Origin of the sequence: Paenibacillus sp. 276b, from assembly GCF_900107875.1 — a bacterium.
Taxonomy (GTDB): domain Bacteria; phylum Bacillota; class Bacilli; order Paenibacillales; family Paenibacillaceae; genus Paenibacillus; species Paenibacillus marchantiae.
The window spans coordinates 78,652-102,439 of record NZ_FNRR01000004.1 but is presented as its reverse complement, the minus strand read 5'-3'; the positions used below and the strand labels follow the sequence as shown (position 1 = coordinate 102,439).

At 47.4% G+C, this 23,788-nt stretch carries 18 protein-coding genes and 1 riboswitch; of the genes, 3 read left to right on the top strand and 15 right to left on the bottom strand.

The window, feature by feature from the left end; translation table 11 throughout:
* Positions 1–31 precede the first annotated feature (31 nt).
* From BLV50_RS19670 to gcvH, 5 genes are all read right to left on the bottom strand, one after another.
* Complete coding sequence (locus tag BLV50_RS19670; RefSeq protein WP_090809525.1) at positions 32–1,183, bottom strand: mannitol-1-phosphate 5-dehydrogenase; 1,152 nt, start codon at positions 1,181–1,183, stop codon at positions 32–34.
* Positions 1,180–1,614 carry a PTS mannitol transporter subunit IIA gene (locus BLV50_RS19665; RefSeq protein ID WP_024633110.1) on the bottom strand — a complete coding sequence of 145 codons (435 nt, stop codon included), beginning with the start codon at positions 1,612–1,614 and terminating at the stop codon, positions 1,180–1,182. The genes BLV50_RS19670 and BLV50_RS19665 overlap by 4 nt, the downstream gene beginning before the upstream one ends.
* Positions 1,611–3,716: a BglG family transcription antiterminator gene (locus tag BLV50_RS19660; RefSeq protein ID WP_090809524.1), complete on the bottom strand. Its 2,106-nt coding sequence runs from the start codon at positions 3,714–3,716 to the stop codon at positions 1,611–1,613. Before BLV50_RS19660 ends, BLV50_RS19665 begins: the two co-directional genes overlap by 4 nt.
* On the bottom strand, positions 3,716–5,182 hold the full coding sequence (locus BLV50_RS19655) for a PTS mannitol transporter subunit IIBC (protein WP_063566883.1): 1,467 nt from the start codon (positions 5,180–5,182) through the stop codon (positions 3,716–3,718). The genes BLV50_RS19660 and BLV50_RS19655 overlap by 1 nt, the downstream gene beginning before the upstream one ends.
* A 563-nt stretch (positions 5,183–5,745) precedes the next feature.
* Positions 5,746–6,135 carry a glycine cleavage system protein GcvH gene (gene gcvH / locus BLV50_RS19650; protein ID WP_063566882.1) on the bottom strand — a complete coding sequence of 130 codons (390 nt, stop codon included), beginning with the start codon at positions 6,133–6,135 and terminating at the stop codon, positions 5,746–5,748.
* Between the two features lie 347 nt (positions 6,136–6,482).
* Positions 6,483–6,605: riboswitch (glycine riboswitch) on the top strand.
* A gap of 301 nt (positions 6,606–6,906) precedes the next feature.
* On the opposite strand from gcvH, the gene gcvT reads away from it, so the two are divergent.
* From gcvT to gcvPB, 3 genes are all read left to right on the top strand, one after another.
* On the top strand, positions 6,907–8,043 hold the full coding sequence (gene gcvT / locus BLV50_RS19645; protein ID WP_090809522.1) for a glycine cleavage system aminomethyltransferase GcvT: 1,137 nt from the start codon (positions 6,907–6,909) through the stop codon (positions 8,041–8,043).
* Positions 8,040–9,395 carry an aminomethyl-transferring glycine dehydrogenase subunit GcvPA gene (gcvPA, locus tag BLV50_RS19640; protein WP_090809520.1) on the top strand — a complete coding sequence of 452 codons (1,356 nt, stop codon included), beginning with the start codon at positions 8,040–8,042 and terminating at the stop codon, positions 9,393–9,395. The genes gcvT and gcvPA overlap by 4 nt, the downstream gene beginning before the upstream one ends.
* A 95-nt stretch (positions 9,396–9,490) precedes the next feature.
* Positions 9,491–10,978, top strand: coding sequence for an aminomethyl-transferring glycine dehydrogenase subunit GcvPB (gene gcvPB / locus BLV50_RS19635; protein WP_072734812.1), 1,488 nt, complete (start codon positions 9,491–9,493; stop codon positions 10,976–10,978).
* A gap of 144 nt (positions 10,979–11,122) precedes the next feature.
* Here the strand turns inward: gcvPB and BLV50_RS19630 are convergent, their stop codons facing one another.
* From BLV50_RS19630 to BLV50_RS19580, 10 genes are all read right to left on the bottom strand, one after another.
* Positions 11,123–11,902, bottom strand: coding sequence for a hypothetical protein (locus BLV50_RS19630; RefSeq protein ID WP_090809518.1), 780 nt, complete (start codon positions 11,900–11,902; stop codon positions 11,123–11,125).
* The gene (locus tag BLV50_RS19625) at positions 11,902–12,882 is read right to left on the bottom strand and encodes an ABC transporter substrate-binding protein (RefSeq protein ID WP_090809516.1); all 981 of its coding nucleotides are present in this window, start codon (positions 12,880–12,882) and stop codon (positions 11,902–11,904) included. The genes BLV50_RS19630 and BLV50_RS19625 overlap by 1 nt, the downstream gene beginning before the upstream one ends.
* A 26-nt stretch (positions 12,883–12,908) precedes the next feature.
* Positions 12,909–14,078 (bottom strand): alpha/beta hydrolase family protein, encoded by a 1,170-nt coding sequence (locus BLV50_RS19620; RefSeq protein WP_177031221.1) that lies wholly within the window; start codon positions 14,076–14,078, stop codon positions 12,909–12,911.
* Positions 14,079–14,222: 144 nt separating this feature from the next.
* On the bottom strand, positions 14,223–15,794 hold the full coding sequence (locus BLV50_RS19615) for a helix-turn-helix domain-containing protein (protein WP_072734744.1): 1,572 nt from the start codon (positions 15,792–15,794) through the stop codon (positions 14,223–14,225).
* A gap of 255 nt (positions 15,795–16,049) precedes the next feature.
* Positions 16,050–17,756 (bottom strand): phosphoenolpyruvate--protein phosphotransferase, encoded by a 1,707-nt coding sequence (ptsP, locus tag BLV50_RS19605; RefSeq protein ID WP_072734746.1) that lies wholly within the window; start codon positions 17,754–17,756, stop codon positions 16,050–16,052.
* Entirely contained in the window at positions 17,749–18,024 is a 276-nt protein-coding gene (locus tag BLV50_RS19600) for an HPr family phosphocarrier protein (protein WP_024633102.1), read from the bottom strand. The genes ptsP and BLV50_RS19600 overlap by 8 nt, the downstream gene beginning before the upstream one ends.
* Before the next feature lie 77 nt (positions 18,025–18,101).
* Positions 18,102–20,159 carry a glucose-specific PTS transporter subunit IIBC gene (gene ptsG / locus BLV50_RS19595; protein WP_090809512.1) on the bottom strand — a complete coding sequence of 686 codons (2,058 nt, stop codon included), beginning with the start codon at positions 20,157–20,159 and terminating at the stop codon, positions 18,102–18,104.
* Between the two features lie 288 nt (positions 20,160–20,447).
* On the bottom strand, positions 20,448–21,302 hold the full coding sequence (glcT, locus tag BLV50_RS19590) for a glucose PTS transporter transcription antiterminator GlcT (protein ID WP_063566872.1): 855 nt from the start codon (positions 21,300–21,302) through the stop codon (positions 20,448–20,450).
* Between the two features lie 165 nt (positions 21,303–21,467).
* Positions 21,468–23,024 (bottom strand): flotillin family protein, encoded by a 1,557-nt coding sequence (locus tag BLV50_RS19585; protein WP_177031220.1) that lies wholly within the window; start codon positions 23,022–23,024, stop codon positions 21,468–21,470.
* Positions 23,025–23,082: 58 nt separating this feature from the next.
* Entirely contained in the window at positions 23,083–23,619 is a 537-nt protein-coding gene (locus BLV50_RS19580) for an NfeD family membrane protein (RefSeq protein ID WP_063566870.1), read from the bottom strand.
* Between the last annotated feature and the right edge of the window lie 169 nt (positions 23,620–23,788).

The following is a 23,788-nucleotide window of genomic DNA, read 5'->3' as shown; positions in this document are numbered from 1 at the left end:
TCAATATTATTTTGTATTGAAATACAGAACGTTACTTCTGCATTTGTTGATAATGCGCTACAGCCTGCTTCAGTACAGGATGACTCTCATCCATGGACGTATACTGGCTGAGTGCTGCTTCAATCCCTTTTTGCTGGATCGTAGTCTGGAGTTCCACCGCTTCCGGGTCTTCGGATACGTCAAACTTGCAGGCAGCGGCCATACCCATCGCCAAAAGTGTTGTCTCCGTTCCATACTCGTAAGCCTGGAGAGCTGGGCGAACCAGACGGTCATTCGGGGACAGTTTCCGCAGTGGAGAACGTCCTACACGAGTTACCTCATCCGTCAGATGCGGGTTAACGAACCGTTCCAATATTTTGGCAATGTACAACTGATGATCGTCGGCATTGAATCCAAAACGCTTCACCAAAACGGCTCCGGTTTCCTGCAAGGCACCATATACGATGGATTTGACTTTTTCATCGGCAATAGCCTTCTGAATTGTATCAAACCCGTTCACATATCCAATATAAGCGGCAATACAGTGTCCCGTATTTACGGTAAACAGCTTCCGTTCGATATAAGGCTCCAGATCATCCACATACATTACACCCTCAACCGGTTTGAACGCAGGGGCCATTTGTGAACGGTCAACAACCCATTCATAGAAAGGCTCTACCTGTACATGCAATGAATCTTCATGATGCTGAATCGGCACAATCCGATCTACGGCAGAGTCCGGGAAATACACGTACTGATCCGCAAGCAGGCGAGTCCGCTCATCAAGCAGGCCATATACATGTTCTTTCAGCTGAGTGCTGGCTCCAATTGCATTTTCACAGGCAATAATGTGAAGGGGCTGGAAGACATCGCCCGTTCCCAGTCTGGACGTAAGTCCTTTGGCAATACCGGGAGCAATATGTTTCAGAATGTTCACACCCACTGCAGTTGTGATCAATTCAGCTTCTGCAACATTCTGAGCAACGGTATCCAGATTGGTTCCATCGATTGCACTCACACCGGTAACTTTCTCCAGGTCTTTGGCCTCGTTAGCCAGTTCAACCGTATACTCTCCACGCAGCTCTAGATCCTTAACCAGCTCCTGATTAACGTCGGAGAAAACAACATTGTAGCCTGCACGGGACAGAATCAAACCGATAAAGCCACGTCCAATATTACCTGCTCCAAAGTGAAGGGCCTTCATAGTTCCATTTCACTTTCCAAAATAGTGATGACTTCTTCAGCGGTTTGAGCATGACGCAAAGCTTCCATGTTCTCTTCCTCGGCGCAGATGACTGCGATGCTGGTCAGGATCTCCATATGTTCTCCACCTTGAGCGGCGATACCAATTACCATATACGCTTTTTCTTCCCCAAAATCAACACCTTGCGGGAACTGAATGACGGAAATGCCTGTGGACAGGATGAATGATTTGGATTCCTTCGTGCCGTGTGGAATCGCAAGTCCGTTGCCGACATACGTGGAGACAATCTCTTCACGCTCCAGCATTTTGTCGATGTATTCAGCGGTGATATGTCCCGCGTCTTTCAAAATTTGACCTGCCATACGAATCGCTTCGTATTTGTCCTGAGCCGTTGCATTCATGATGACTTTATCTTTAGTTAACACACTCATGTTTGAATACCTCCAATTTCGGTTTTGCTGCGGTAAAATCCCGCAAGTTCTTGGGACAAGTAATGAATAAGATCATCCCGGTTGCCTTTTTCAAGTAATGCAATCATTTCTTCCTGCAACAATAGCGCACTGATTTCACTCAGTACCTCCAAACTTTCCTTCGATAACTGTCTGGGTCCAAGCATCAAGAGCACATGGCTGACACCTGCCGGGTCTTCCGGCGTGCGTAGAAGCGGCTCTGTCAATTGGAACAGCGTAATTGAAGGACTGTGAATGCCATCACTGCGTGTATGAAACAGAGCGAGGGAAGTTCCGGGAATCTTCTGACTTCCAACAGCTTCACGCTCCTCCAGCAGCCTGGCAATCTCATCTGGATTATTCAATACACCGGATTGATGCAAAACGCTGCACATGGCGTAAGCCGTTTCTAAAAATCCGATCTCCTGATTATCCAGCGGGAACACCTGAAACTTGCCGATTATCTGTACGATTTCAATCAGGGTCGCTTCCAGTCCAACCGGATCGGAAATTCGTCCTATTGTCCTTGAGTCTGCTTCAGGTGGGGGACTATGTTCCCGCTGAAGCGTCGTTGTCCTGATGAAGTGTCTTAAACGTTCACTTTCTTCTGCCGTCAGCAGTGGGCTCACCTTGTAGTATTGATGTTTATCCATCGGCAGATCCACAGTAGAGAGAACCAAATCATATTCCGTCTTCGGTATACGTGCGGCTTCATACCAGGACACGCTGTCCACAATCCGAATTTCGGGAATTTCCTTGGACAGACGGCTCGATAACATCCGTGAAGATCCGATCCCACTCGTACAGACGACGACAGCCCTGATTTCACGCTTCAACACCCGCAGCCGTTCAATGGAAGCACCGAAGTGCATTACCAAAAATCCGATCTCCTCATCCGGCACATCCGTATTGGGCCAAGCCTCTCGCACGGCTTTCTTTACATCCTCAAACAGTGATTCATAATCCTTGCGGATCTGCTGAAGCAACGGATTACGGATAAGCTGCCGCCCATCCATACGTTCCAGCACCGGCTCCATATGGGCAATCAGACCTTCACGAAGCAGACGATCCTCATGGAACGAATAATGAGTTTTCTCCTGCATCCGATCTGTAAGGGAACGAACCATGTCGAGTAAGACCAGATCGTCTATGGGCAGCAGACGCGAGGAATGAATCGATTGCTCGATTTCAACTAGCAGCCCGTGAAAATAAGCCTGCTCCTCGCCCACAAACTCCAGCCCAAGCTGGGCAGATAGAACGCCGCACAACCGTGAAGCCAAATATTCCGGCACCTTCCGCTCATCTTGCAGTGGATTTCCAACGTCATTTTTGTCCTGTTGTGTGCCCCGGCCTATGCCAAAACCTTTGCGAATCCGCACAACGGCTACAGACAATTGGATCAGCAGCTTCATGTATTGACGTTCCGGGATATTTTCCAACCACTCAATATCCGGCTGCCATAATGCATTTTCGACCGTAAGTACATCCTCATGCCCTATCATTTCCAGAAGTTTACTGTTTACTTTGGAAACTCCCTGCTCCGCTTGTCTACCGAATAAATCGGATTCATCCAGATATTCAAGAGCGAGCGCGGAAATAGCCATGCGATGAGCGAGCTCGCTTCCATTGATCTTGACCCCATATCCACGTCTGCGAACCAGCTTCAAGCCAGCCAGCTGAATGCGTGGTTCCAGATCGTCCAGATCATTGCTTGCCGTAGACACGGTTACCTTCAGATCTGTGGCCAATGCAAGCAGCTTCACAGGCTCGGATTCATCCAGCAAAATACAAAGCATGAAGAGTTTACGCTCTTCGGGCGTAAACTCCACATATTCGTTAAGCTCAAGTTGTTGACGCAATACGGCCAAATCATCGGAACCGGGATCAATTCGAACCCCGGTTCCCGATTTTTTTTCCAATCTCATGCCAAGGGGCTCAAGCCATTGTTCAATCATCTGCAACTCTCGATGTACGGTACGAGTGCTTACTTTGACCACAACAGCTATATCGCCAGCAGTTACCTCATGAGGATGCTCCAGCAGGAACTCCACGATCTCACGCTGTCTCCTTGTAATATTACTCATCAGGAGTCGGATTTGAGGCGCTCCACCAGTGCCTCATATTCAGGACTCTTCAGGAAGTTATCGATGGAAATATGCTCTGCATTTGGAGCCACGGATTTGGCCCGGTCAGTCAATGTTTTCTGTGTGATGACGATGTCGGCATCTTGTGGAATCTCACTGATCGCCGTGTTGGTTACAGCGACATCCACACCGGCTGCCTTCATTTTCTTCCGCAGAATCGAGGCACCCATGGCACTCGAACCCATACCTGCATCACAGGAGAATACAATTTTATTGATATCCGTTTTTACTGCCGAAGAAGCAATATCGGCTGCACGGTCAGCTTCACGATTGTCTTTATCAACGGTGAGGTTACCCGTTTTGCCCTGATTTTTCATATCTTTCATGCGGTTGGAAGCACTATCCAGATCTTCGTCATCCTTCTGTTTACCTGTTTTGAGCAGTATGGATGCCACGAGGAAGGAGATGACCGCAGCTACGGCTACCCCGGCAAACATGCCAAGATATCCACCCTTAGGCGTTAACAATGAGTAGGCAATGATACTTCCCGGTGACGGTGCAGATACCAAACCAGCTCCTGTCAGCATGAAGGTCAATGTACCCGCCACACCACCAGCCATCGCAGCCAGAATCAGTATCGGTCTCATCAGAATGTAAGGGAAATAAATCTCGTGAATCCCGCCAAAGAAATGAATGATTACAGCACCTGGAGCGGAAGATTTGGCTGATCCGCGACCGAAGAAGCAGTATGCCAGCAAAATGCCGAGTCCAGGTCCTGGGTTGGATTCAAGCATGAATAATACGGATTGCCCCAGTTCTCTTGCTTGATCCGTACCAATCGGTGTCAGAATCCCATGGTTGATGGCATTGTTCAGGAATAATACTTTTCCTGGCTCAATGATCAGGTTGACCAGCGGGAGAAGACCAGCATTCATCAAAGCTTCTACCCCAGCCGATAACACCTTGCTAATCGCTTCAACGAAAGGCCCGATGCCTTTAAGGGCTAGAAGGGCCAAAATCCCACCAATAATACCAGCGGAGAAGTTGTTAACCAGCATCTCAAACCCTGATTTAATTTTGCCATCGACAGCTTTGTCAAATTTCTTAATGACCCAAGCTCCCAATGGTCCGGCAATCATAGCGCCAAGGAACATTGGAATGTCACTGCCGACAATAACCCCGATGGTCATTATTGCACCGACTACACCACCACGTTGGCCGTGTACCATGGTACCGCCTGTGTAACCGATAAGCAAAGGCAGCAAATATTTGATCATTGGATCAACCAGCAATGCAAAATCTGCGTTAGGGAACCATCCTTTTGGAATGAACAATGCCGTAATCAAACCCCAGGCGATAAATGCACCCATGTTCGGCATAACCATACCACTCAGGAAACGTCCAAACTTCTGAACGCCGACCCGTATTCCTCCGCTTTTTTCGGACTTTGCGTCCACTGAACTCATATTGAAAACCCCCTCAACATATTAAACCTTAATTCCACTGAATTTTGACAACGATGATCCAGACGAACAAAGGTACAAATCTTCAATAAATCTTAATTTACAACCATATCGTAAATGAAAACGGTATCTTCTACAACGAAATGAAAACCTACTTCCGTCATGAACGTTGATGACAAGATTTAAATTTAAAGGATTGTCCCATGTTTGAACCTTGTATATGGAATGGAACCTGTTATTCCCTTTCATGTATCATACCCACGAAATGCCCCATTTTAATGACAAATGAAATTGTAAATTTATTCTATTTGAACGAGCTGTTTCTATCTCAATTAGAAATAATGATGAAACACGTTAATTGATATTCATTCCATCCCATTCGTCTGTTAACAACGAAAAAAGCGCAATTACCTCACCCTGTCCCAGGTGAGGCAATTGCGCCTAAGTATTCTCCGAATGAGCTGTATCACCATCCGGATCTATAATTAATCGATTCATTTTATTACGTTAAAGGACTTTTCCATCAAGCTGAAACTCCGTATCTAGCGGAAATTTGTACCTTAATATTATTCCGTATGTTTACGATACGCATCCGCGTTCATCAATGTGGAAAGTGCTGCTGTGAGGTCGCCCTCAACACGAATCTCGATCATCCAGCCTTCCTCATATGGGGAGTTGTTAACCAGCTCCGGGGAATCCTGCAATGCATCATTCACAGCAATAATCGTTCCACTGACAGGAGAAAACAAATCCGAAACGGTTTTGACGGATTCAATCGTTCCAATGCCGTCTTCCGCTTTTACATCCGATTCAAGGTCAGGCAATTCTACAAACACAATGTCACCCAGCTGATGCTGCGCGAACTCGGTAATGCCAATACGTACGGTATCCTCCCCTACGGTCTGCACCCATTCGTGCTCTTCACTGTACAGGAAATCACTTTTCAATTCGCTCATCGATATCCGCCTCGCTTTTCATTAATGAGTGCATGCGTTTCTTTGACCTTAACCTTTTTCCCAGAACATAGCGTATGATATTTTCGATTCAAATGTCAAGATACCTCACAATTTATTTGTTTTTCTTCCTTATATGCCTGTAACTCAAATGGACCCTCCCTACATATAATGGTGAATATTAGAAAAGTAAGCGCACTCTTTATAAATAGACGTACATTATAATGTTAATTAAAAATTTCATTCGGATTTTTTGTTCATATCTATGATATCGTTCTTGACATCAATAGACGATTCAGGCTTTAATGAGAGTAGTAAATGTGTTTAATTAGTCTATGCAATACCCGCGGATGAATGTAAAGGGAGAGATTACCCTTGACACCCGAATCAGGGTGTACATGCGGTAACGCCGAAGGAGTAAGCCACCGACAAGCGGAGGTGAATCTCTCAGGCAAAAGGACTTTTACGGGACGCAACTCTGGAGAGCATCTAATCGCCCTGTATGGGCGTTATGATCACCCAAGGGGAAACCTGCTGCATCATGCGGTGGGGTAACTCTCAGGTACCAAGGACAGAGCCTAAGAATACAGCGTGCTTCTGGCATGCCGATTCTTTGGCCTGTCCTTTTCCTTTTTCCCAAAAAAACGAAAACAGGTTATAGAGCGGCGCTGCCTATAGCGTCCTTACCTTACTTTTATAATAAAATATGATGCCAGATTCATTGATCCACGGTTATACACTCGGCCGGTTGACGGCCCATGACGAGGTGATTGGATGTCCGATTTGCTTAGAACCCCACTCTTTCCACTCTATCAGCAGTATGAAGGCGTACGATGCATTGATTTTGGTGGCTGGGAGCTCCCGGTACAATTCAGTGGAATTCAGAAAGAGCACGAAGCGGTGCGAGAACGTGCTGGATTATTTGATGTATCCCACATGGGCGAATTCACCGTACAAGGTGAACACGCAGAAGCTTTTTTACAGCACATGACCACTAATGATGTAACAACACTCGTTCCCGGGCAGGCCCAATACACGCTAATGTGTTATCCGGATGGCGGCGTGGTCGATGATCTGCTGATCTATAAACTGAAAGACCAGCATTATATGCTGGTGGTTAACGCCTCCAACATCGACAAGGACTGGGCATGGCTGCAACAGCACATGACGCCAGGCGTAACGATGACCAATGATTCGGATCAAACGGCGCTGCTTGCTCTGCAGGGTCCGCTGGCAGTGGATATTCTCAGAGCGGTGACAGACACCGATGTGTCTTCGATTGAGCCTTTCCGCTTTGTGGCAAATGCGAAGGTATGTGGCGTTTCATTGCTGTTATCCCGCACCGGATATACGGGTGAAGATGGCTTTGAGCTCTACGTTCCCGCGGAACAAGCTGCTGAGGTCTGGAACGGATTGATGCAAGCGGGAGAAGGTCACGGACTCGTTCCGACAGGACTGGGTGCCAGGGATACGCTGCGCTTTGAAGCCAAGCTGCCCCTGTATGGACAGGAATTGTCTGCAACCATCTCACCGCTGGAGGCTGGTGTAGGTATGTTTGTGAAGCTAAATGCAGGACCGTTTATCGGACATGAAGCCTTGTTGCAGCAAAAAAATGATGGGCCTGCCCGAAAGCTGGTCGGCATCGAAGTGCTGGAGCGCGGCATCCCTCGCCCTCATTATCCCATTTACGCCGAAGGCGTACAGATTGGTGAAGTAACCACAGGCACCCAGTCGCCTACGTTAAAACGTAATCTGGGGCTGGCCTTGATTGACAGCAAATATGCTGCACTGGGTACCCCGCTGGAGATTGAGATTCGTGGCAAGAAACTGAAAGCCGAGGTCGTGAAGACCCCTTTTCATAAACGGACACGTGCGCCAAAGACACCTACTCAAGGAGCTGATCAAGCATGAGCAAGCATCGCTACATTCCCATGACCGAGCAGGATCAGAGTGCCATGCTGGCAACCATCGGCGTGGAAACGATTGAGGATCTGTTCCATGACATTCCACAGGAGATTCGCTATCAGGGCGAACTGCCTGTTTCCTCCAAACTGGATGAATACGCACTGACACGTCATATGTCGAAGCAAGCGGCAGCGAATGCCAACTTCGAGACACACGCCAGTTTCCTGGGTGCAGGCATTTATGATCACCACGTTCCCTCCGTCATTAATCATGTCATTTCCCGTTCCGAGTTCTATACAGCCTATACACCCTATCAACCCGAGATCAGCCAAGGAGAATTGCAGGCGATTTTCGAGTTTCAATCCTACATCTGTGAGTTGACAGGCATGGCTGTAGCCAATGCCAGCATGTACGATGGTGCAACTGCATTTGCGGAAGCAGGCAATCTGGCCGCAGCGGCAACCCGCCGCAAACAGCTGATTGTGTCACGTACCGTGCACCCCGAATCCCGTCAGGTATTGCAAGCTTATGCTCACGGCCTCAATCTGGAGATTGTTGAGATTGGATATCAAAATGGTGTAACAGACTGGGATGCCCTGCAAGCCGCCGTGTCCGATGACACCGCAGCCGTCATGATTCAAAGCCCGAACTTCTTCGGCGCCGTGGAAAATGTAAAACAGGCCGCAGACCTTGCGCATGCGCACAAGAGCCTGCTCGTGGTCAGCGCCAACCCGCTATCGCTGGGTCTGCTGGAAGCCCCAGGCAAGCTGGGTGCTGACATCGTCGTTGGCGACGCGCAGCCCCTTGGCATCGCCGCTTCACTCGGCGGCCCAACATGCGGATACTTCGCCGTATCCCAGGCTCATATGCGCCGAATTCCTGGCCGAATTGTAGGCCAGACAACGGACCGCAATGGCAAGCGTGGTTTTGTACTCACGCTGCAAGCACGGGAACAGCATATCCGCCGTGAAAAGGCGACGTCCAACATCTGTTCCAACCAGGCGTTGCTCGCGCTGAGCGCCTCTGTATATATGTCCATTATGGGTAAACAAGGCATGATCGACGTTGCTGATTTGAATTTGCAAAAGAGCCATTATGCCCTTAACACGCTTACCGCAATTCCAGACGTCTCTCTTACGTTTACCGCACCTACGTTCAATGAGTTTGTTATCCAACTGCCTGAAGGAACAAATGTGGAACCGCTGCAACTGAAATTGCTCGATGTGGGTTTCATTGGCGGGTATGAACTTGGCCGTGATTATCCCGAGCTCGCTGGACATATGCTGATTGCGGTTACTGAACGACGCAGCAAGGAAGAGATCGACGAATTCGCACGTGTATTGGAGGGATCGCTGTGACTCAGGAAACGACAACAAAGACAACTACGACGACATCAGCACAAGGACAATCGGAAACGGTAACCTCTATCTCCACTTCGGGCCAACCTGAAACTATCACAACAGACACTAACCAGGCTGCCTCTCCAGCACCGGAGCAATCGTTGATTTTTGAACTCAGCAGTCCGGGTCGGGTCGCTTATTCGTTGCCTGAATGCGACGTTCCCCGTCAAGCTGTGGATTCCCTGATTCCCCGGGAAATGCTTCGGTCGGAAGCAGCAGCATTGCCTGAGGTTTTTGAAGTTGACGTCATTCGCCATTACACTGCCCTGTCTCGTCGTAATTTCGGGATAGATAACGGATTCTATCCGCTGGGCTCTTGTACGATGAAATATAATCCGAAGATTAATGAGGATGTGGCCCGTTACAACGGGTTCGCCAAAATTCATCCATATCAGCATGAATCCAGCATTCAAGGTGCACTTGAACTGCTCTACACGTTGCAAAATGACCTTGCCGGACTTACCGGGATGGACGCCGTTACGCTGCAACCGGCCGCTGGTGCACATGGCGAATGGACCGGGCTCATGATGATCCGTGCTTACCACGAAGGTCGTGGTGAACGGCGTACGAAAGTCATCGTACCCGATTCTTCTCATGGGACCAACCCGGCAAGTGCAACCGTAGCAGGTTTCGAAACGGTAACGATTCCTTCCCGCGCAGACGGTCTGGTAGATCTGGACGCACTTCGCGCAGCTGTTGGTTCGGACACCGCAGCGCTCATGCTGACTAACCCGAACACACTCGGACTCTTTGAAAAAGACATTCAGGAGATTGCCTCCATTGTGCATCAGGCAGGTGGCTTGCTGTACTACGATGGAGCCAACTCCAATGCCATTATGGGCATCACCCGACCTGGCGATATGGGCTTCGACGTGGTGCATCTGAATTTGCATAAAACGATGAGTACTCCGCACGGCGGAGGTGGACCTGGTGCCGGCCCGGTTGGTGTGAAGAGCCGCTTGATTCCATTTCTTCCGAAACCGATGGTCATCAAGAATGATGAGGGTATATATGCATTGGATCGCGAAGGTGATCAATCCATTGGCCGGGTCAAAGCTTACTATGGTAACTTCGGTATTCTGGTCCGCGCCTATGCCTACATTCGTACTTATGGACCTGAAGGCTTACGCCGGGTATCTGAATGTGCGGTGCTCAACGCCAACTACATGATGGCCCGTCTCGCACCTTACTACGAGATTCCGTATCCAGGCGTGTGCAAACATGAATTCGTTATGTCTGGCCGGGGGTTGAAACAGTATGGTGTACGTACACTGGATGTTGCCAAACGATTGCTTGATTTTGGGTATCACCCGCCAACCGTGTACTTCCCGCTGAACGTCGAGGAGTGCATCATGATCGAACCAACCGAAACCGAGAGCAAAGAAACCCTTGATGGGTTTGTCGATACGATGATTCGCATTGCCAAGGAAGCAGAAGAAACGCCTGAACTGGTACTCAATGCCCCTTACGGCACACCGGTTACCCGTCTGGATGAAACAACAGCAGCCCGTAAACCTGTACTGAACTGTGCTTGCAGTTAAAAGCTAACCTCTAATAAACTAATGAAAACATATTCAGTCGTTGATAATCATTAATAAATGCCAAAAACAGCCGCATTTTGCTTTCTGCGCGGCTGTTTTCTTTATTGCTTATTAACCTGTCAGCTTTATTTTATCTTCTCCGGTCTAGGGCTTCCAATTGGCCCGTTCCTTCTTGCCCAATCGCGGACAGGTGTAACAATAGGAGCGACCTTGTCGTAAATATTGCAAGCAACAGACGTTTTTGATCGCAAGTCTCTTCGTAGGCTCCAGCGGATGATCAATCATCCGAACCCTGACACGAAGCGGATTCTTGGCCAGACCAAATACATCAGCTTCCAGACCATTTTGCAGCACCAGTTCATCAGCGGCAAACTGACGCAAGAGAGCTTCATCGTCTTGATACGTATTATGAATATTCTCCCTGTAGTTTTGCAGAGCCGTTGGCAACTGCCCCCACAACATGCTGACATGCAACCCAGAAGCTTTGGACAAACACTCCATGAGGGGACGTGCAGTCTGACTGTAAAAACGTCTTAATTCTGCTTCAAGCCAGACCGTTCTTTCCTCCGAATCCTTCGGAGCGAGAGTGACATCCATGTTCTCAAGTTGAAAAGCAATTCGTGTATACCCGGTTTCCTTCATCAAATGTATACTCAGATTGGCTAGCGAAAAATTCGGAGCTGCATCATGGACGGATATGGTATATTGCAGCGCAGCTGCCACATCACCGAACCAACTGGTGAAATAGGCTGCGGCAACCGTTAGATCCTGTCCCTCGATTAACTGTTGATAGGCGGACAAAAAGCTTCTCATTGCCTCCGGATCAACAATAGATTCTCCACATAGCGATGCCACGGGTACACCATTCAGTTCCTGTACAAGATTAAAGTGCTTCCCCAGTTCCTCACGAATCCGGTCATTCATCATTCGCCGAACAAACGATTCAGGTCATCCAGCATGGAAGTAGCCGCATTGGGTCCATACCCGCCAAACCACGAATCTGAAGCCACCTGGAATACCTGATTATTTTTAACAGCCTTCATGTTTTTCCAAATCCCCAAGGTCTGCAGATTGTTATAGATCTCTTCATTATCATTGATAAGGATAATGTAATCCGGATCGATTTCTGGCAGCTTTTCATTAGACAATACTTCATAGCGACTTTCAGCGCTTGTCACGGGGAAAACAGCCGGTCTGGAGAAACCGAAATCATCATAAAGCCATTTGTAGTCCATGTCTCCGTAATACCGAATATCATTTCTTATCCGCAATACCATGAGTGTCTTACCCTCTGCTTTGGCGTGAACTTTTTGGATCGCCTCAGCTTTATGCGTTTCATAGGTTTTTATCACTTCTTCTGCCTTTTCGTTCAGACCAAAGGCCGCCGCGGTAGCTCGAAATGCCGTCTGCCAATCAGGTGCCACATATCCATTCTCAAGCATGGCCGTTGGAGCAATTTTGGCATAATTCTCGTATTGCTCTTTGCTGTTCGTATCCGTCACAATCAGATCTGGTCCAAGAGAGAGCATTTTCTCTACACTGACCTTACCTTGATCACCGATGATAGCCACATCATTCAAGAATGGCTTCAAATATAACGGAAAATCTTCGTTCTGTGATTTCACTGTAGCTTGTGGCGTCATGCCAAGTGCAATCAGGTGATCCGTCAAATATGTCACTGTGGAAGCGATATTTTCTGGCTTTTGTGGTAATGTCTGCTCACCATTTGTATCCTTAAATGTAAACGTGGCATCTTGGGACTCTTCCGAAGCCGCTTGTTCCTGTTTCGTCGGTTCTGCCTCAGACGAACCTGACTTCTCTTTGTTGCCACAGGCCACAATCAATAATAGCACCGCAAGCAAAACTGCTGTTAACGTGAAGTAGCGTTGATTTCGTTGTTTCATTTTCTACAGATCCCCTTATTCATTCGTTATTCTGTTATTTTGTCTTCTGCCGTTCTCTCATTTCTCATTACACGTGTGCTTGTGATCCAGCCCTTTTCATTTCTTAGATTCATAAAAAACGAACTTCCATGCTGTGGAAGACGTATGAGCGCTTTGCAGTTCGTTGTATCCAACGAAGCGGGGATGGACTCCCATCTTGCGGTTCTCCAATTGCGATCATCCACGCACCAATAAAGATTGGCCTCCAGGACAGGAAGGCATGAATCATACCGAACGACAAACCAACCGTCCTCGTGCTTCTCCTCACATATTTCAATAAGCGCAGGTTTCGCTTTAACGATACTGTCTGCAAAAGCGAAGACCTCCTCGCATGCCCATGCCTCCTTGTAAGAATGCCCGAGACCCGGATGAAGGCTTAGTCTGCTATGGTTGTTGTTTGGATGACACTCCAGATGCTGCTCAAAAGACTTGTTAAATATGGTCAACGGAAAATGGGTATCATTACTACCGTTAAGCCATAACATCGGCAAGCGGCTTTCCGACAGATAAGTGGATGGATCCCACAATAGACGAACACGTTCTGCCTCTACCTCCCGCATGGATGCAAAGCTAAGCCCATAATAGGAACCCGGTTCATGCAGATACCCACAGCCATAAACGGGCATGGCAAAAGAAAGCCTGGTGTCTAATCCCGCAACCAAACTTGTGATGATGCCCCCCCATGAAATTCCTGTTATACCTATGCTCTGCTTGTTTACACCCGGAAAAGAGCGGAGCAATGAATGAGCCAATATTACAGCGGCTGCGGCATGATACATCCATTGATCTTCAACAGGCTGTTCGTAATCTGCAAATACACCCTGTTTCTCAGGACCACTCCATGAATGTGAAGGCCATTCCATCCGTTCGGTGTGCTCCTCATCCCCGAATGGAACATGCCCTTCCAGATCCATGGCTATCGCAGCATACCCTCGTGCCATCCATTCTTTCACCCAACTGCTAAAAGCTGTTCCCGCCCCACCGTGAACCAAAATTACCGCGGGAACTTCCTCGTTAGGAGAGACCGGACGCGGGATGCCGCAGTAGGCAAATATGCGAGTAGCACGACCTTTATATGACACACCCTCATAGAAGCAAGCATGTACGCCGGTATGTTGATCTTCGGAAACCGGGTATAATCGAGGTGCTTTAAACAATTGCTCTAGATTCCAAGGCGGCTTTCCAGAAATGGAATGTCACCTCCTCTTTACACTGATAATGATTTTCTTTCTCAATACGTATCATATCATTCATTGCTTCAGCTAAACATGGATATATAAACGGAGTGAACTGGACTTTAGTCAGCCAAATAACCGCATAAAATAAGATAGCGCCCGATCATGCGACCAAGCTGAATACTCAAACAATTTTTCTGTCCCCACCTCGTACACATGTCCATGCCGAACCGCTGTCAAACGATGCCACTGCTCACTGGCCTGAAGTGCCTTCCATTCCCGAGCCGCCTGCTGTGTGGAATCTACCATGATAATCAGCATATCTGCGTCGTATTTTTCCAGAGCTTCTTTAGTCACCGATTCAAAAACATTGATGTCATCGAGACGATGCGTAGCTGCCAATCTAAAATCATCATAAAGGACCGCGCCAGCATTGCGTTTGCCATATATCCGATATTCCGAATCCGTGATACGCCATATGTTGACGGTAGCTCCACCGATGTTACGTCTTACTTTGCGGTAGACCGCTTCCGCCTTGCCATCATATTCTGACAGCCACACCTCCGCCTCTGCCCGATGCTCCATGACTTCTGCAATCATTCGAAGCTGCTCGCGCCAGTCTGCGGATAACCAAGGGATGGCAACTGTCGGCGCAATCTGCTCCAGCTCTTTTCGCGCCCGCTCGCCCAGAATGTCAGTGCAGAAAATAAGCTCCGGCTCCGACGCACGCAATCGATCCACATTTTCTTGCCAGATCTGCCCTTCCCCCAGCTCATAAGAATGTAGACGAGTCATTCGGTTGTATAATTCATGATTTGGATAAAAGGCAGCAGCTTTCGGAAGCAGGCCAAGTGCCAGTAAACTGCCCGAGATTGGATCAGAGACACTTGCGATACTATATCTGCGGCTTTTGACAAACGCATTAGGCGAAAGTCCCATCTTCTGTTTGAATCTGCGGCTAAAATAAAATTCATCTTCATAGCCGACTCGGACCGCGGTCTCTTTTACACCATCACCTGACAAAAGGAGCTCCTTGGCCCGTTTCATTCTGACATCCATCAGATAGGCCGTCGGGGTCTTTCCTGTATATTGCTGAAATGCCCACGAAAAATACCCTGGACTCAGGCCAGCAAGCTTGGACAATTCATCTCGTTTTAATTCATGATCCAGATGTTCATTCATATAATCGGCAACACGGGCAATCGCAGAAGCGGTAGACTCAACGCTTTCCGGCTTGGCCTCCGCTTGAACAAGTGAAGTCATCAAACCGTATAATGCGGCCTGTCTATTGAAGTGTTCCTCGTCACCAGCGACCTCCAGTTGAAGCAATCGATCACAAGAGAGCGCGAGTTGATGCGGATCTTTGCACCAAAACAAACCCTCCATGAAAGCATGGGTAGCGGTCATCTGCTGTTCTCCGCCATATTCGTATACTTCGAAACGGACCATACAGCCTTTTAACGCCTGCTCATCTGCCGCCAGCTTGAACCTCTGTCCAGGAGCCAGCAAATAGACTTCCCCTTCATTCAATCGGGATATGTGTTCGTTCGATACCAAAGTTCCTGAGCCACTTGTACAAAGAATAGCGAAGTGTTCCGCTGTCGCTGCATGAACAATTTCTCCATTCCAGGACACTTCAAACGAATCGATACTGCTATATTTAAGCATCTTGCCTGCCTTTTTTTCATTGACCTTCATGGTAGCCCTACTTTCTCCCTCAGCATGATGTCCATTGTTTGAATTGTTCGAATATCTTAATGATAATGATTTTCAACCAAGATACAAACGGAAAAATGTAACTTCTCAGCAGAATAGTGATATCGGCCCAAAACAAAAAAAGCCGGTATCTGCTGTAACAACAGATACCGGCAAAATCGCTGCAAGACTGCAGCTTTTTTATCGGAAAAAGAAACCCTTAAAATCGGGTGGAAACCCCGTAAAATTACATTACGCTTAAATGCTTTGAACCAATTCAACGACTTGTTCAGCCGTTTGCATATCCAGTGCTTTGGCAGCAAGTTCTTGCATGTCTGCACGGGACAGCTTGGTGATCTGACTGCGAGCTGGCAGAATAGATGTTGCGCTCATGCTGAACTCATCCAGTCCGAGACCAAGTAGCAATGGAATTGCTGTTTCGTCTCCGGCCATCTCACCACACATGCCAACCCATTTGCCTTCACGATGCGCTGCATCGATAACCATTTTAACCAAACGTAAAATGGCTGGGTTGTAAGGTTGGTACAGATATGCCACTCGTTCGTTCATTCGGTCAGCAGCCATCGTGTATTGAATCAGATCGTTCGTTCCGATACTGAAGAAATCCACTTCTTTGGCAAATTGATCCGCCAGAACTGCAGTCGAAGGAATTTCGACCATGATTCCGAGTTGAATGCTGTCAGAAACAGCAATACCTTCAGCAACCAGCTTCTCTTTCTCTTCGAGCAAGACAGCTTTCGCTTCACGGAATTCACCAAGTGTTGCGATCATAGGGAACATGACACGCAGGTTACCATGTACGCTTGCACGCAGCAATGCACGCAATTGAGTACGGAAAATGTCCAGACGGTCCAGACACAGACGAACTGCGCGGAAACCTAGGAATGGATTCATTTCTTTTGGCAGGTCCAGATATGGAAGCTCTTTGTCTCCACCGATGTCGAGTGTACGAACAACAACAGGTTTACCTTCCATTTTTTCCAGTACAGCCTTGTAAGCATTATACTGAATGTCCTCGGAAGGAAGCTTGTCTCTGCCCATGTACAGGAACTCGGTACGGTACAGGCCTACAGCCTCGCCGCCATTCTCCAGAACACCAGCAACATCATTCGGTGTACCAATGTTGGCTGCCAGTTCCACATGAACGTTGTCCACCGTTACCGTTGGCTCATCACGCAGTTTTCTCCACTCGGCACGTTGTGCATCGTATTGCTCCTGTTTGGAACGATACTCAGCAATAACATCATCCGTTGGATTAACCAGTACGTGACCGTCCAAACCGTCAACGATAATCATGTCACCTTGTTTCGCTTGAGCCAGAATGTCCTTGGTTCCAACGACAGCCGGAATTTCAAGCGAACGAGCCATGATTGCAGAGTGAGAAGTACGTCCACCAATATTGGTTGCAAAGCCTTTAACATATTGACGGTTCAGTTGAGCCGTGTCGGAAGGCGTAAGATCCTCCGCAAGCACGATCACTTCTTCACTGATCTCAGCAGGACTCATGAATTCGATACCAAGCAAGTGATTTAGCACACGTTTGGTTACATCACGCATATCCGCAGCACGTTCCTGCAGGTAAGCACTCTTCATATTTTCGAACATTTCGATAAATTGCGTTGCTGTTTCGTTCAATGCGAATTCCGCATTAATCTTATCATCTGCAATTTTCGCTTTAACCGGATCAATCAGTTCCGGGTCATTCAGAATGAGCAAATGCGAAGCAAAAATCTCAGCTTTTTTCTCGCCAAGCTCTTGTAAAGTACGCTCTTTGATCGCCTCAAGCTCAGCCTGGGACTTGCCCAGAGCTGAGTCCAGTTTCGCGATCTCTGCGTCAACGTCGTTGATTTCGCGTTTTTCTACAGAGTAATTGGGATGCTCCAAGATAAACGCCTTGGCGATAGCAATACCCGCCGAAGCCGCGATCCCAGAGACATTAAGCATTAATTTCGCCCAGCCCTTCGTTAACCATAACGTCTGTCAGAGCTTGAAGAGCTTCAGCTTCTCCTTCGCCTTCAACGATGATGTTGATGGTGTCGCCTTGTTCCAGACCAAGGGAAAGTACACCCAGGATGGATTTCAAAGTTACTTTTTTACCGTTAGCTTCTGCGAAGGATTCTGCACCTTTGAATTTGTTTGCTGTATTAACCAGGGCTGTCGCCGGACGTGCGTGGATACCATCTTCGTCTGTAATTCTGAATGTTTGTTGCATTACAATCATCTCACTTTCAATAATTTAGTTTAGGCATTGCATATATTTACACTTGCTTGCCATCGTCGTAACACTTCTTATTTTATCTCAATAATCGGCTGATCGCCAATTTTCAGTAACCCACTTTTCGTAAGCGTTACTGTCGAGCCTTCTGGCAGGTTGGTGAAAATGATCGGAGAGATGATCGACGGAGCATTAGCTTTCACATACTCCAGATCCACTTCCATAATCGGCTGTCCTGCCGATACCAGGTCGCCTTCCTGCACAAGCACGTTAAAGCCCTGACCTTTCAGCTTCACCGTGTTGACACCTATATGAACAAGTACTTCCTTGCCTCCGTCAGACATAATGCCCACGGCATGTTTGCTTGGAAATACGTTAAACACCTTACCATATACAGGAGAAGTAATTTTGCCATCATGAGGCAGAACAGCAAAGCCATCACCTGTCATTTTCTCAGCAAAGACCGGATCAGGAACGTTTGTGATATCCATCAATTCGCCGTTAACTGGCATAACGATGTCTTCCTTAATAATACGTTCACCTTCTTCACCTTGCGCCTTTTCCTGTTCAGGAGCTGGCTTAGCCACAGCTGCTGGAGCTGGTGCCGGTGTCCGTCCTGCAATGATATCCTGCATTTGAGATTTAATCGTATCTGAACGTGTACCGAAGATGGCCTGTACATTATTACCCACTTCAAGTACGCCAGATGCACCCAATTGTTTCAAACGATCTTTATTTACACTGGATTTCTCATTTACTTCAATCCGCAAACGAGTAATGCAAGCATCCAGATGTTTGATATTATCTTGCCCGCCGAAAGCAGCAAGAATATTGTGAGGTAGATCATCCGTTGAACTTGAGCCTCCACCGCCCGAGGCAGTTTCAGGAGTTGCCTCTTCACGTCCTGGTGTTTTGAGGTTGAATTTGCGAATGATCAATCGGAATCCGAAATAGTAGATCACTGCAAGAATCAAACCTACGATGATAACATCCCACCACGGCGTGCGGTTCGGGATAATTCCGAAGATCAGGAAGTCAATAAATCCACCGGAGAATGTCATCCCGATTTTGACTCCAAGAATTTGCATCGTCATGAAAGACAAACCTGCAAAGATACAGTGTACTGCAAACAGGATTGGCGCTACAAACAGGAATGAGAACTCCAGTGGTTCTGTAATCCCTGTGAGGAACGAAGTCAGCGCAGCTGATCCCATGATCCCTGCAACATACTTTTTGTGCTCCGGTCTTGCTTCATGGTACATCGCAAGCGCCGCAGCTGGCAAACCGAACATCATGAACGGGAATTTACCAACTTGGAACGTTCCCGCTGTAAGGTTCACACCATCACGCAGTTGATTGAAGAAGATTTGCTGGTCTCCACGAATGACATCTCCAGCTTTGTTCACATATTCACCGAACTCAAACCAGAATGGTGAATAGAAAATGTGATGCAGACCGAACGGAATAAGTGACCGTTCTACCACTCCGAAAATGAACGCCGACAATGTCGGACTTGTATCTACCATGAAGTGAGATACAGCATTCAGCCCATTTTGAATTGGAGGCCAGATGATCACCAGAAGCAACCCGATTAAGAGGGAAACGACTGAAGTGATAATTGGGACAAAACGTTTACCTGCAAAGAAACCGAGGTAAGACGGCAGTTCGATTTTGAAAAATCGATTGTAACATAGCGCGGCGGTAATACCTATGATAATACCTCCGAACACGCCAGTACTCAATGTAGGGATACCCAAGATGCTGGCATAACCGGGTACTTCACCGATCATGGCCGGCGTAACACCAACAGCCGTACCCAAAGTCACATTCATGACCAGGTAACCGATGATGGCCGCAAGACCTGCGACACCTTCGCCTCCGGCCAGCCCGACGGCTACACCGACAGCGAACAGTAATGCCAGATTATCAAATACGATCTGACCCGCATTCATCATAATCGTCGCGATCGAGCTTACCCATGGGGTATCTAGCGCTGTAGCATATTGCAGAAAATCCGGATTTACAAGCATGTTACCGATCCCGAGCAACAAACCTGCTGCTGGAAGAATCGCTACGGGCAACATGAGAGCTTTACCTACTCTTTGCAATACACCAAAAAGCTTTTTAAACATTGCGTCGTATCCACCCTTTCTTTTAAATTTTTATGTTGTGAAGCAAGCAAGGGAAAACAAAAAAGGCACGAGTTAACAAAGCAAATTGGTCCAACCTTCGGGTATAGCATACCCGGTATAAGGTAAGAACAATCACGCTCTAGATAACTCATGCCTGATCGAATCAGTAACACGTCGTTTGTGTTTATTCAGTTGCTTGATTACGGAGACCATTGTAGCACCACTTCAAAAACGATGCAAGCCTTTACACGAAATTTGTCGAACCAGAATTCCAATGATGGAATTTTTTCACTTACTCTCTTCTTCTTTCCTTTGATTCAAGCGCTGCAAATGAATGGTCAAATAACCTACTTCCGCAGGATACACTGGGAGATTCAACCTTTTTTCCATCACCTTCGTTAGTTTCCATGCAAGCGAGTACATTTCAGGATATTCTAACTTCAACAGGGAATCCAATTTGTGGATTTCTTCCACTTTGTCTCCCCGACGGACACGCTCCAAGGCAAATCGAAGATGAGTCAGTAACCGGGAATAATCCAGTGACTCGGTCTCAAACGAATAATCCAGTTGGGTGGACACCAGGCTCACCAAATCAGTTATCAATTGCGAGTGCTCGCGAACTTGGGAAATATTTTGGTTGGTCATGGCACTGTAGATGTGAAGCGCAATAAAACCGATTTCATCCATTCCTAGATCTACGCCCAGTTTTTCTTTAATCAAACGAACCGCATATTCACCCATACGATATTCGTCAGGATAAATTTCACGGGTCTCATATAGAAACGGATTCTGGATAACAATCCCTTGTTCTTTCCGTTTTAATGCAAAAGAAATATGGTCGGTCAGTGCGATATGAATATGTTCGTTTAAAGGAACGTCCGTACGTTCTGCAATATACGTAATGACTTCGTTAATAATTTCGATCAATGCTTCATCCACTTGTGGAAGAAGCTGTTTATACTGCTCCTGCTCCTGCTGGTTTCTCAAAATGAACATCTTCTCCACAGCCATCAGTGGAATAATATCATTTGTTTTCCGATTGAAGCCGATGCCTTTACCAATCACGACAACTTCTCCATGTTCAGGATGCTGTGCAATAATTACATTATTATTTAGCGCTTTGGCTACTTGCAGGCTACTCAATATTTGCACCTCTTTTTCACACCATCTTAGGTGTGATTCAGTCACACCCTAGTAAGAAAGAAAAGACATCCGGAAGCGGGCAAACCGCGCCGGACGTCTCGCTTAAAAAGTAACAAAAATTCGCCTTAAGGTCAATAGAGCATGACTGCTTTATAATTCGTTGTCTTACTCGTCAACTCCAGCTTTTTCCACAATCTTATCGATTATAGAGGGAGTCGTTACAGGTTCACTCTGTTGGATAGCAACCGGTGCTGGTGTTTTAGGTTTGGTGAGGCCTTTAATTAACTGCTCCACATCAATGCCGGAAACGCTTTTGAGCATCTCAGGGGCCGTCGCCATGAGCTCAGTTACATAATTGCTTACACGAGTGGCGCCTTCACCTTTACCTGTGTCCACAACAGTCAGTTTATCAATCGCAGAGATCGGCTCCGCAATTTTACCAGCAAGTTCAGGCAGCATTTTGACGATGATATCGAGCACGGCAGCTTCGCCGAACTTTTGGAACGCCTCGGCCAGTTTTTCCTTCGCTTCCGCTTCTGCAAGTCCTCTCAGACGAATAACCTCTGAATCCGCTGTACCTTTAGCGAGTTCTGCATCCGCCATAGCCTGCCCTTCAAGACGCTTCTGCTCCGCAGTAGCTTTTGCATGCGTTTCAATGGAGTACTGTACCGCATCGGCTTCACGCATTCTTTTGGCTTTATCCGCTTCGGCAGCCTGCTCCACCGCATAACGATCCGCTTCTGCCTTTTTCTTCACTTCAGCATCATACTGCTTCTCACGTACGATAATTTCTTTCTCTTGCAGATCAATCTCACGTTCTTTACGAACGAGTTCAACTTTCATTTCTTCCTCCACCACGGTTTGTCTCGCACGCGCTTCGTGGATATGGTAAGCCTGATCCGCTTCTGCTTTAGCAGTATCCTGATCCCGCTTAAACGTCGCTACTTTCAGTTCCTTCTCTTTTGCAGCTTCAGCGATATTCGTATCACGCAGCAACTCGGCTTTTTGCCCTTGCTCTTCTGCATTGGCCTTCTGAATACGTGCATCCCGCATCGCTTCCGCTTCCGCAATTTCAGCATCACGCTTGACGGCTGCTATCCTCGGTTTACCGAGGGCATCCAGATAACCTTGTTTGTCACGAACATCTTTGATGGTAAAAGAGACAATTTGCAGTCCCATTTTTTTCAGATCCCTGGCAGCTACACCTTGAACCTCTTGCGCGAAGCGATCGCGGTTACGGTATACTTCTTCCACCGTCATCGTTCCGAGGATGGCCCGCAAATGCCCTTCCAGAACTTCCTGTGCTTCGCCTCTTAACGATTCTACCGGCTTACCAATGAATTGCTCGGCTGCAGTAGCCACGTCTTCTATTGAGCTTCCGACCTTGATAATGGCGACACCATCGGCAATGACCGGTACGCCTTGTTCCGTGTATACTTCCGGTGTGGAAACGTCCAGCTTATGGGACAACAGTGAGATAAACTCTGACTGCTGGAATACTGGCAAGATAAATGCGCCGCCTCCACGAACAATTTTAATTTTGCGTCCGGAGTCATCGTCGGAAATATTTTTACTTCCAAGGAATGAACCCGTAACGATCATGGCTTCATCCGGCCCAACCGTTTTGTACCTCGCCCAGAACGCCAAACCAAGAATCAGAATAACACCGACAACTATTGCAGGAATCAACAATACATCCATATCCAAATTCAAATCACTCATTCCACATCTCTCCCCTTATTCATACATGACTGCTTACACTGCTAACGGTTAAACTACCTTAAACATCTTTAAGTACATCTTCATCCCATTCCGACACACGCAGCACGCCTTCGGTTACATCCACAACTACAACACGCGCTCCCGCCGCAATGGGACGATGTTCAAAGCTGGATGCCGTGTGCACCGTATTACCGGCAGCAATCTTGATCATGACTTCACCAAAACCTTTTTCCGGTACCGGAATGGTAATTTCTCCAATTTTCCCAGATAGCTCTTTCATGGAAAACGCAATGGAAACGTCACTGTTACGCATCGGCTTGATATATGCAAAGAATACCAGCATGGCTGCAGCAATACCTATAAGCAGGGATAGTATCAGTGCCGAAATCGCACTTATCGAGCTATAACGTGTCAGCATAATACCGGCTCCGCCAAAGGTTGTTATGGAACCAGCCAGCACAACAGGTTTGAAAAAATCAAGGCCTGGCAATTCAAAGGCCCCGTCCAGCAAGCCATCAATCAAGTCACCTAGCACAAGGCTGACGACTGCAAATATGGCTCCTCCGATTAGACACCCCCAATAGATTGACTCCATTCCCCGTTCCTCCTCTCTTCTGCCGCAATTCCATCCAACTGGGCATTCCTCATGTAAATAAATACGTAGCAACCCACTGTTATGTTTCAAAATCTTTCCTCATTTGGTTCCTAGACCCGATAATGGTTATTCTGGTTGAAAAATGGTCCAGTTCCTAGAACATTCTCCA

Excerpts from the sequence above, each read along its gene's own strand:
- BLV50_RS19670 (WP_090809525.1), bottom strand. The coding sequence starts at position 1,183 with ATGAAGGCCCTTCACTTTGGAGCAGGTAATATTGGACGTGGCTTTATC.
- BLV50_RS19665 (WP_024633110.1), bottom strand. The coding sequence starts at position 1,614 with ATGAGTGTGTTAACTAAAGATAAAGTCATCATGAATGCAACGGCTCAG.
- BLV50_RS19660 (WP_090809524.1), bottom strand. The coding sequence starts at position 3,716 with ATGAGTAATATTACAAGGAGACAGCGTGAGATCGTGGAGTTCCTGCTG.
- BLV50_RS19655 (WP_063566883.1), bottom strand. The coding sequence starts at position 5,182 with ATGAGTTCAGTGGACGCAAAGTCCGAAAAAAGCGGAGGAATACGGGTC.
- gcvH (WP_063566882.1), bottom strand. The coding sequence starts at position 6,135 with ATGAGCGAATTGAAAAGTGATTTCCTGTACAGTGAAGAGCACGAATGG.
- gcvT (WP_090809522.1), top strand. The coding sequence starts at position 6,907 with ATGTCCGATTTGCTTAGAACCCCACTCTTTCCACTCTATCAGCAGTAT.
- gcvPA (WP_090809520.1), top strand. The coding sequence starts at position 8,040 with ATGAGCAAGCATCGCTACATTCCCATGACCGAGCAGGATCAGAGTGCC.
- BLV50_RS19630 (WP_090809518.1), bottom strand. The coding sequence starts at position 11,902 with ATGAATGACCGGATTCGTGAGGAACTGGGGAAGCACTTTAATCTTGTA.
- BLV50_RS19625 (WP_090809516.1), bottom strand. The coding sequence starts at position 12,882 with ATGAAACAACGAAATCAACGCTACTTCACGTTAACAGCAGTTTTGCTT.
- BLV50_RS19615 (WP_072734744.1), bottom strand. The coding sequence starts at position 15,794 with ATGAAGGTCAATGAAAAAAAGGCAGGCAAGATGCTTAAATATAGCAGT.
- ptsP (WP_072734746.1), bottom strand. The coding sequence starts at position 17,756 with ATGCTTAATGTCTCTGGGATCGCGGCTTCGGCGGGTATTGCTATCGCC.
- BLV50_RS19600 (WP_024633102.1), bottom strand. The coding sequence starts at position 18,024 with ATGCAACAAACATTCAGAATTACAGACGAAGATGGTATCCACGCACGT.
- ptsG (WP_090809512.1), bottom strand. The coding sequence starts at position 20,159 with ATGTTTAAAAAGCTTTTTGGTGTATTGCAAAGAGTAGGTAAAGCTCTC.
- BLV50_RS19585 (WP_177031220.1), bottom strand. The coding sequence starts at position 23,024 with ATGAGTGATTTGAATTTGGATATGGATGTATTGTTGATTCCTGCAATA.
- BLV50_RS19580 (WP_063566870.1), bottom strand. The coding sequence starts at position 23,619 with ATGGAGTCAATCTATTGGGGGTGTCTAATCGGAGGAGCCATATTTGCA.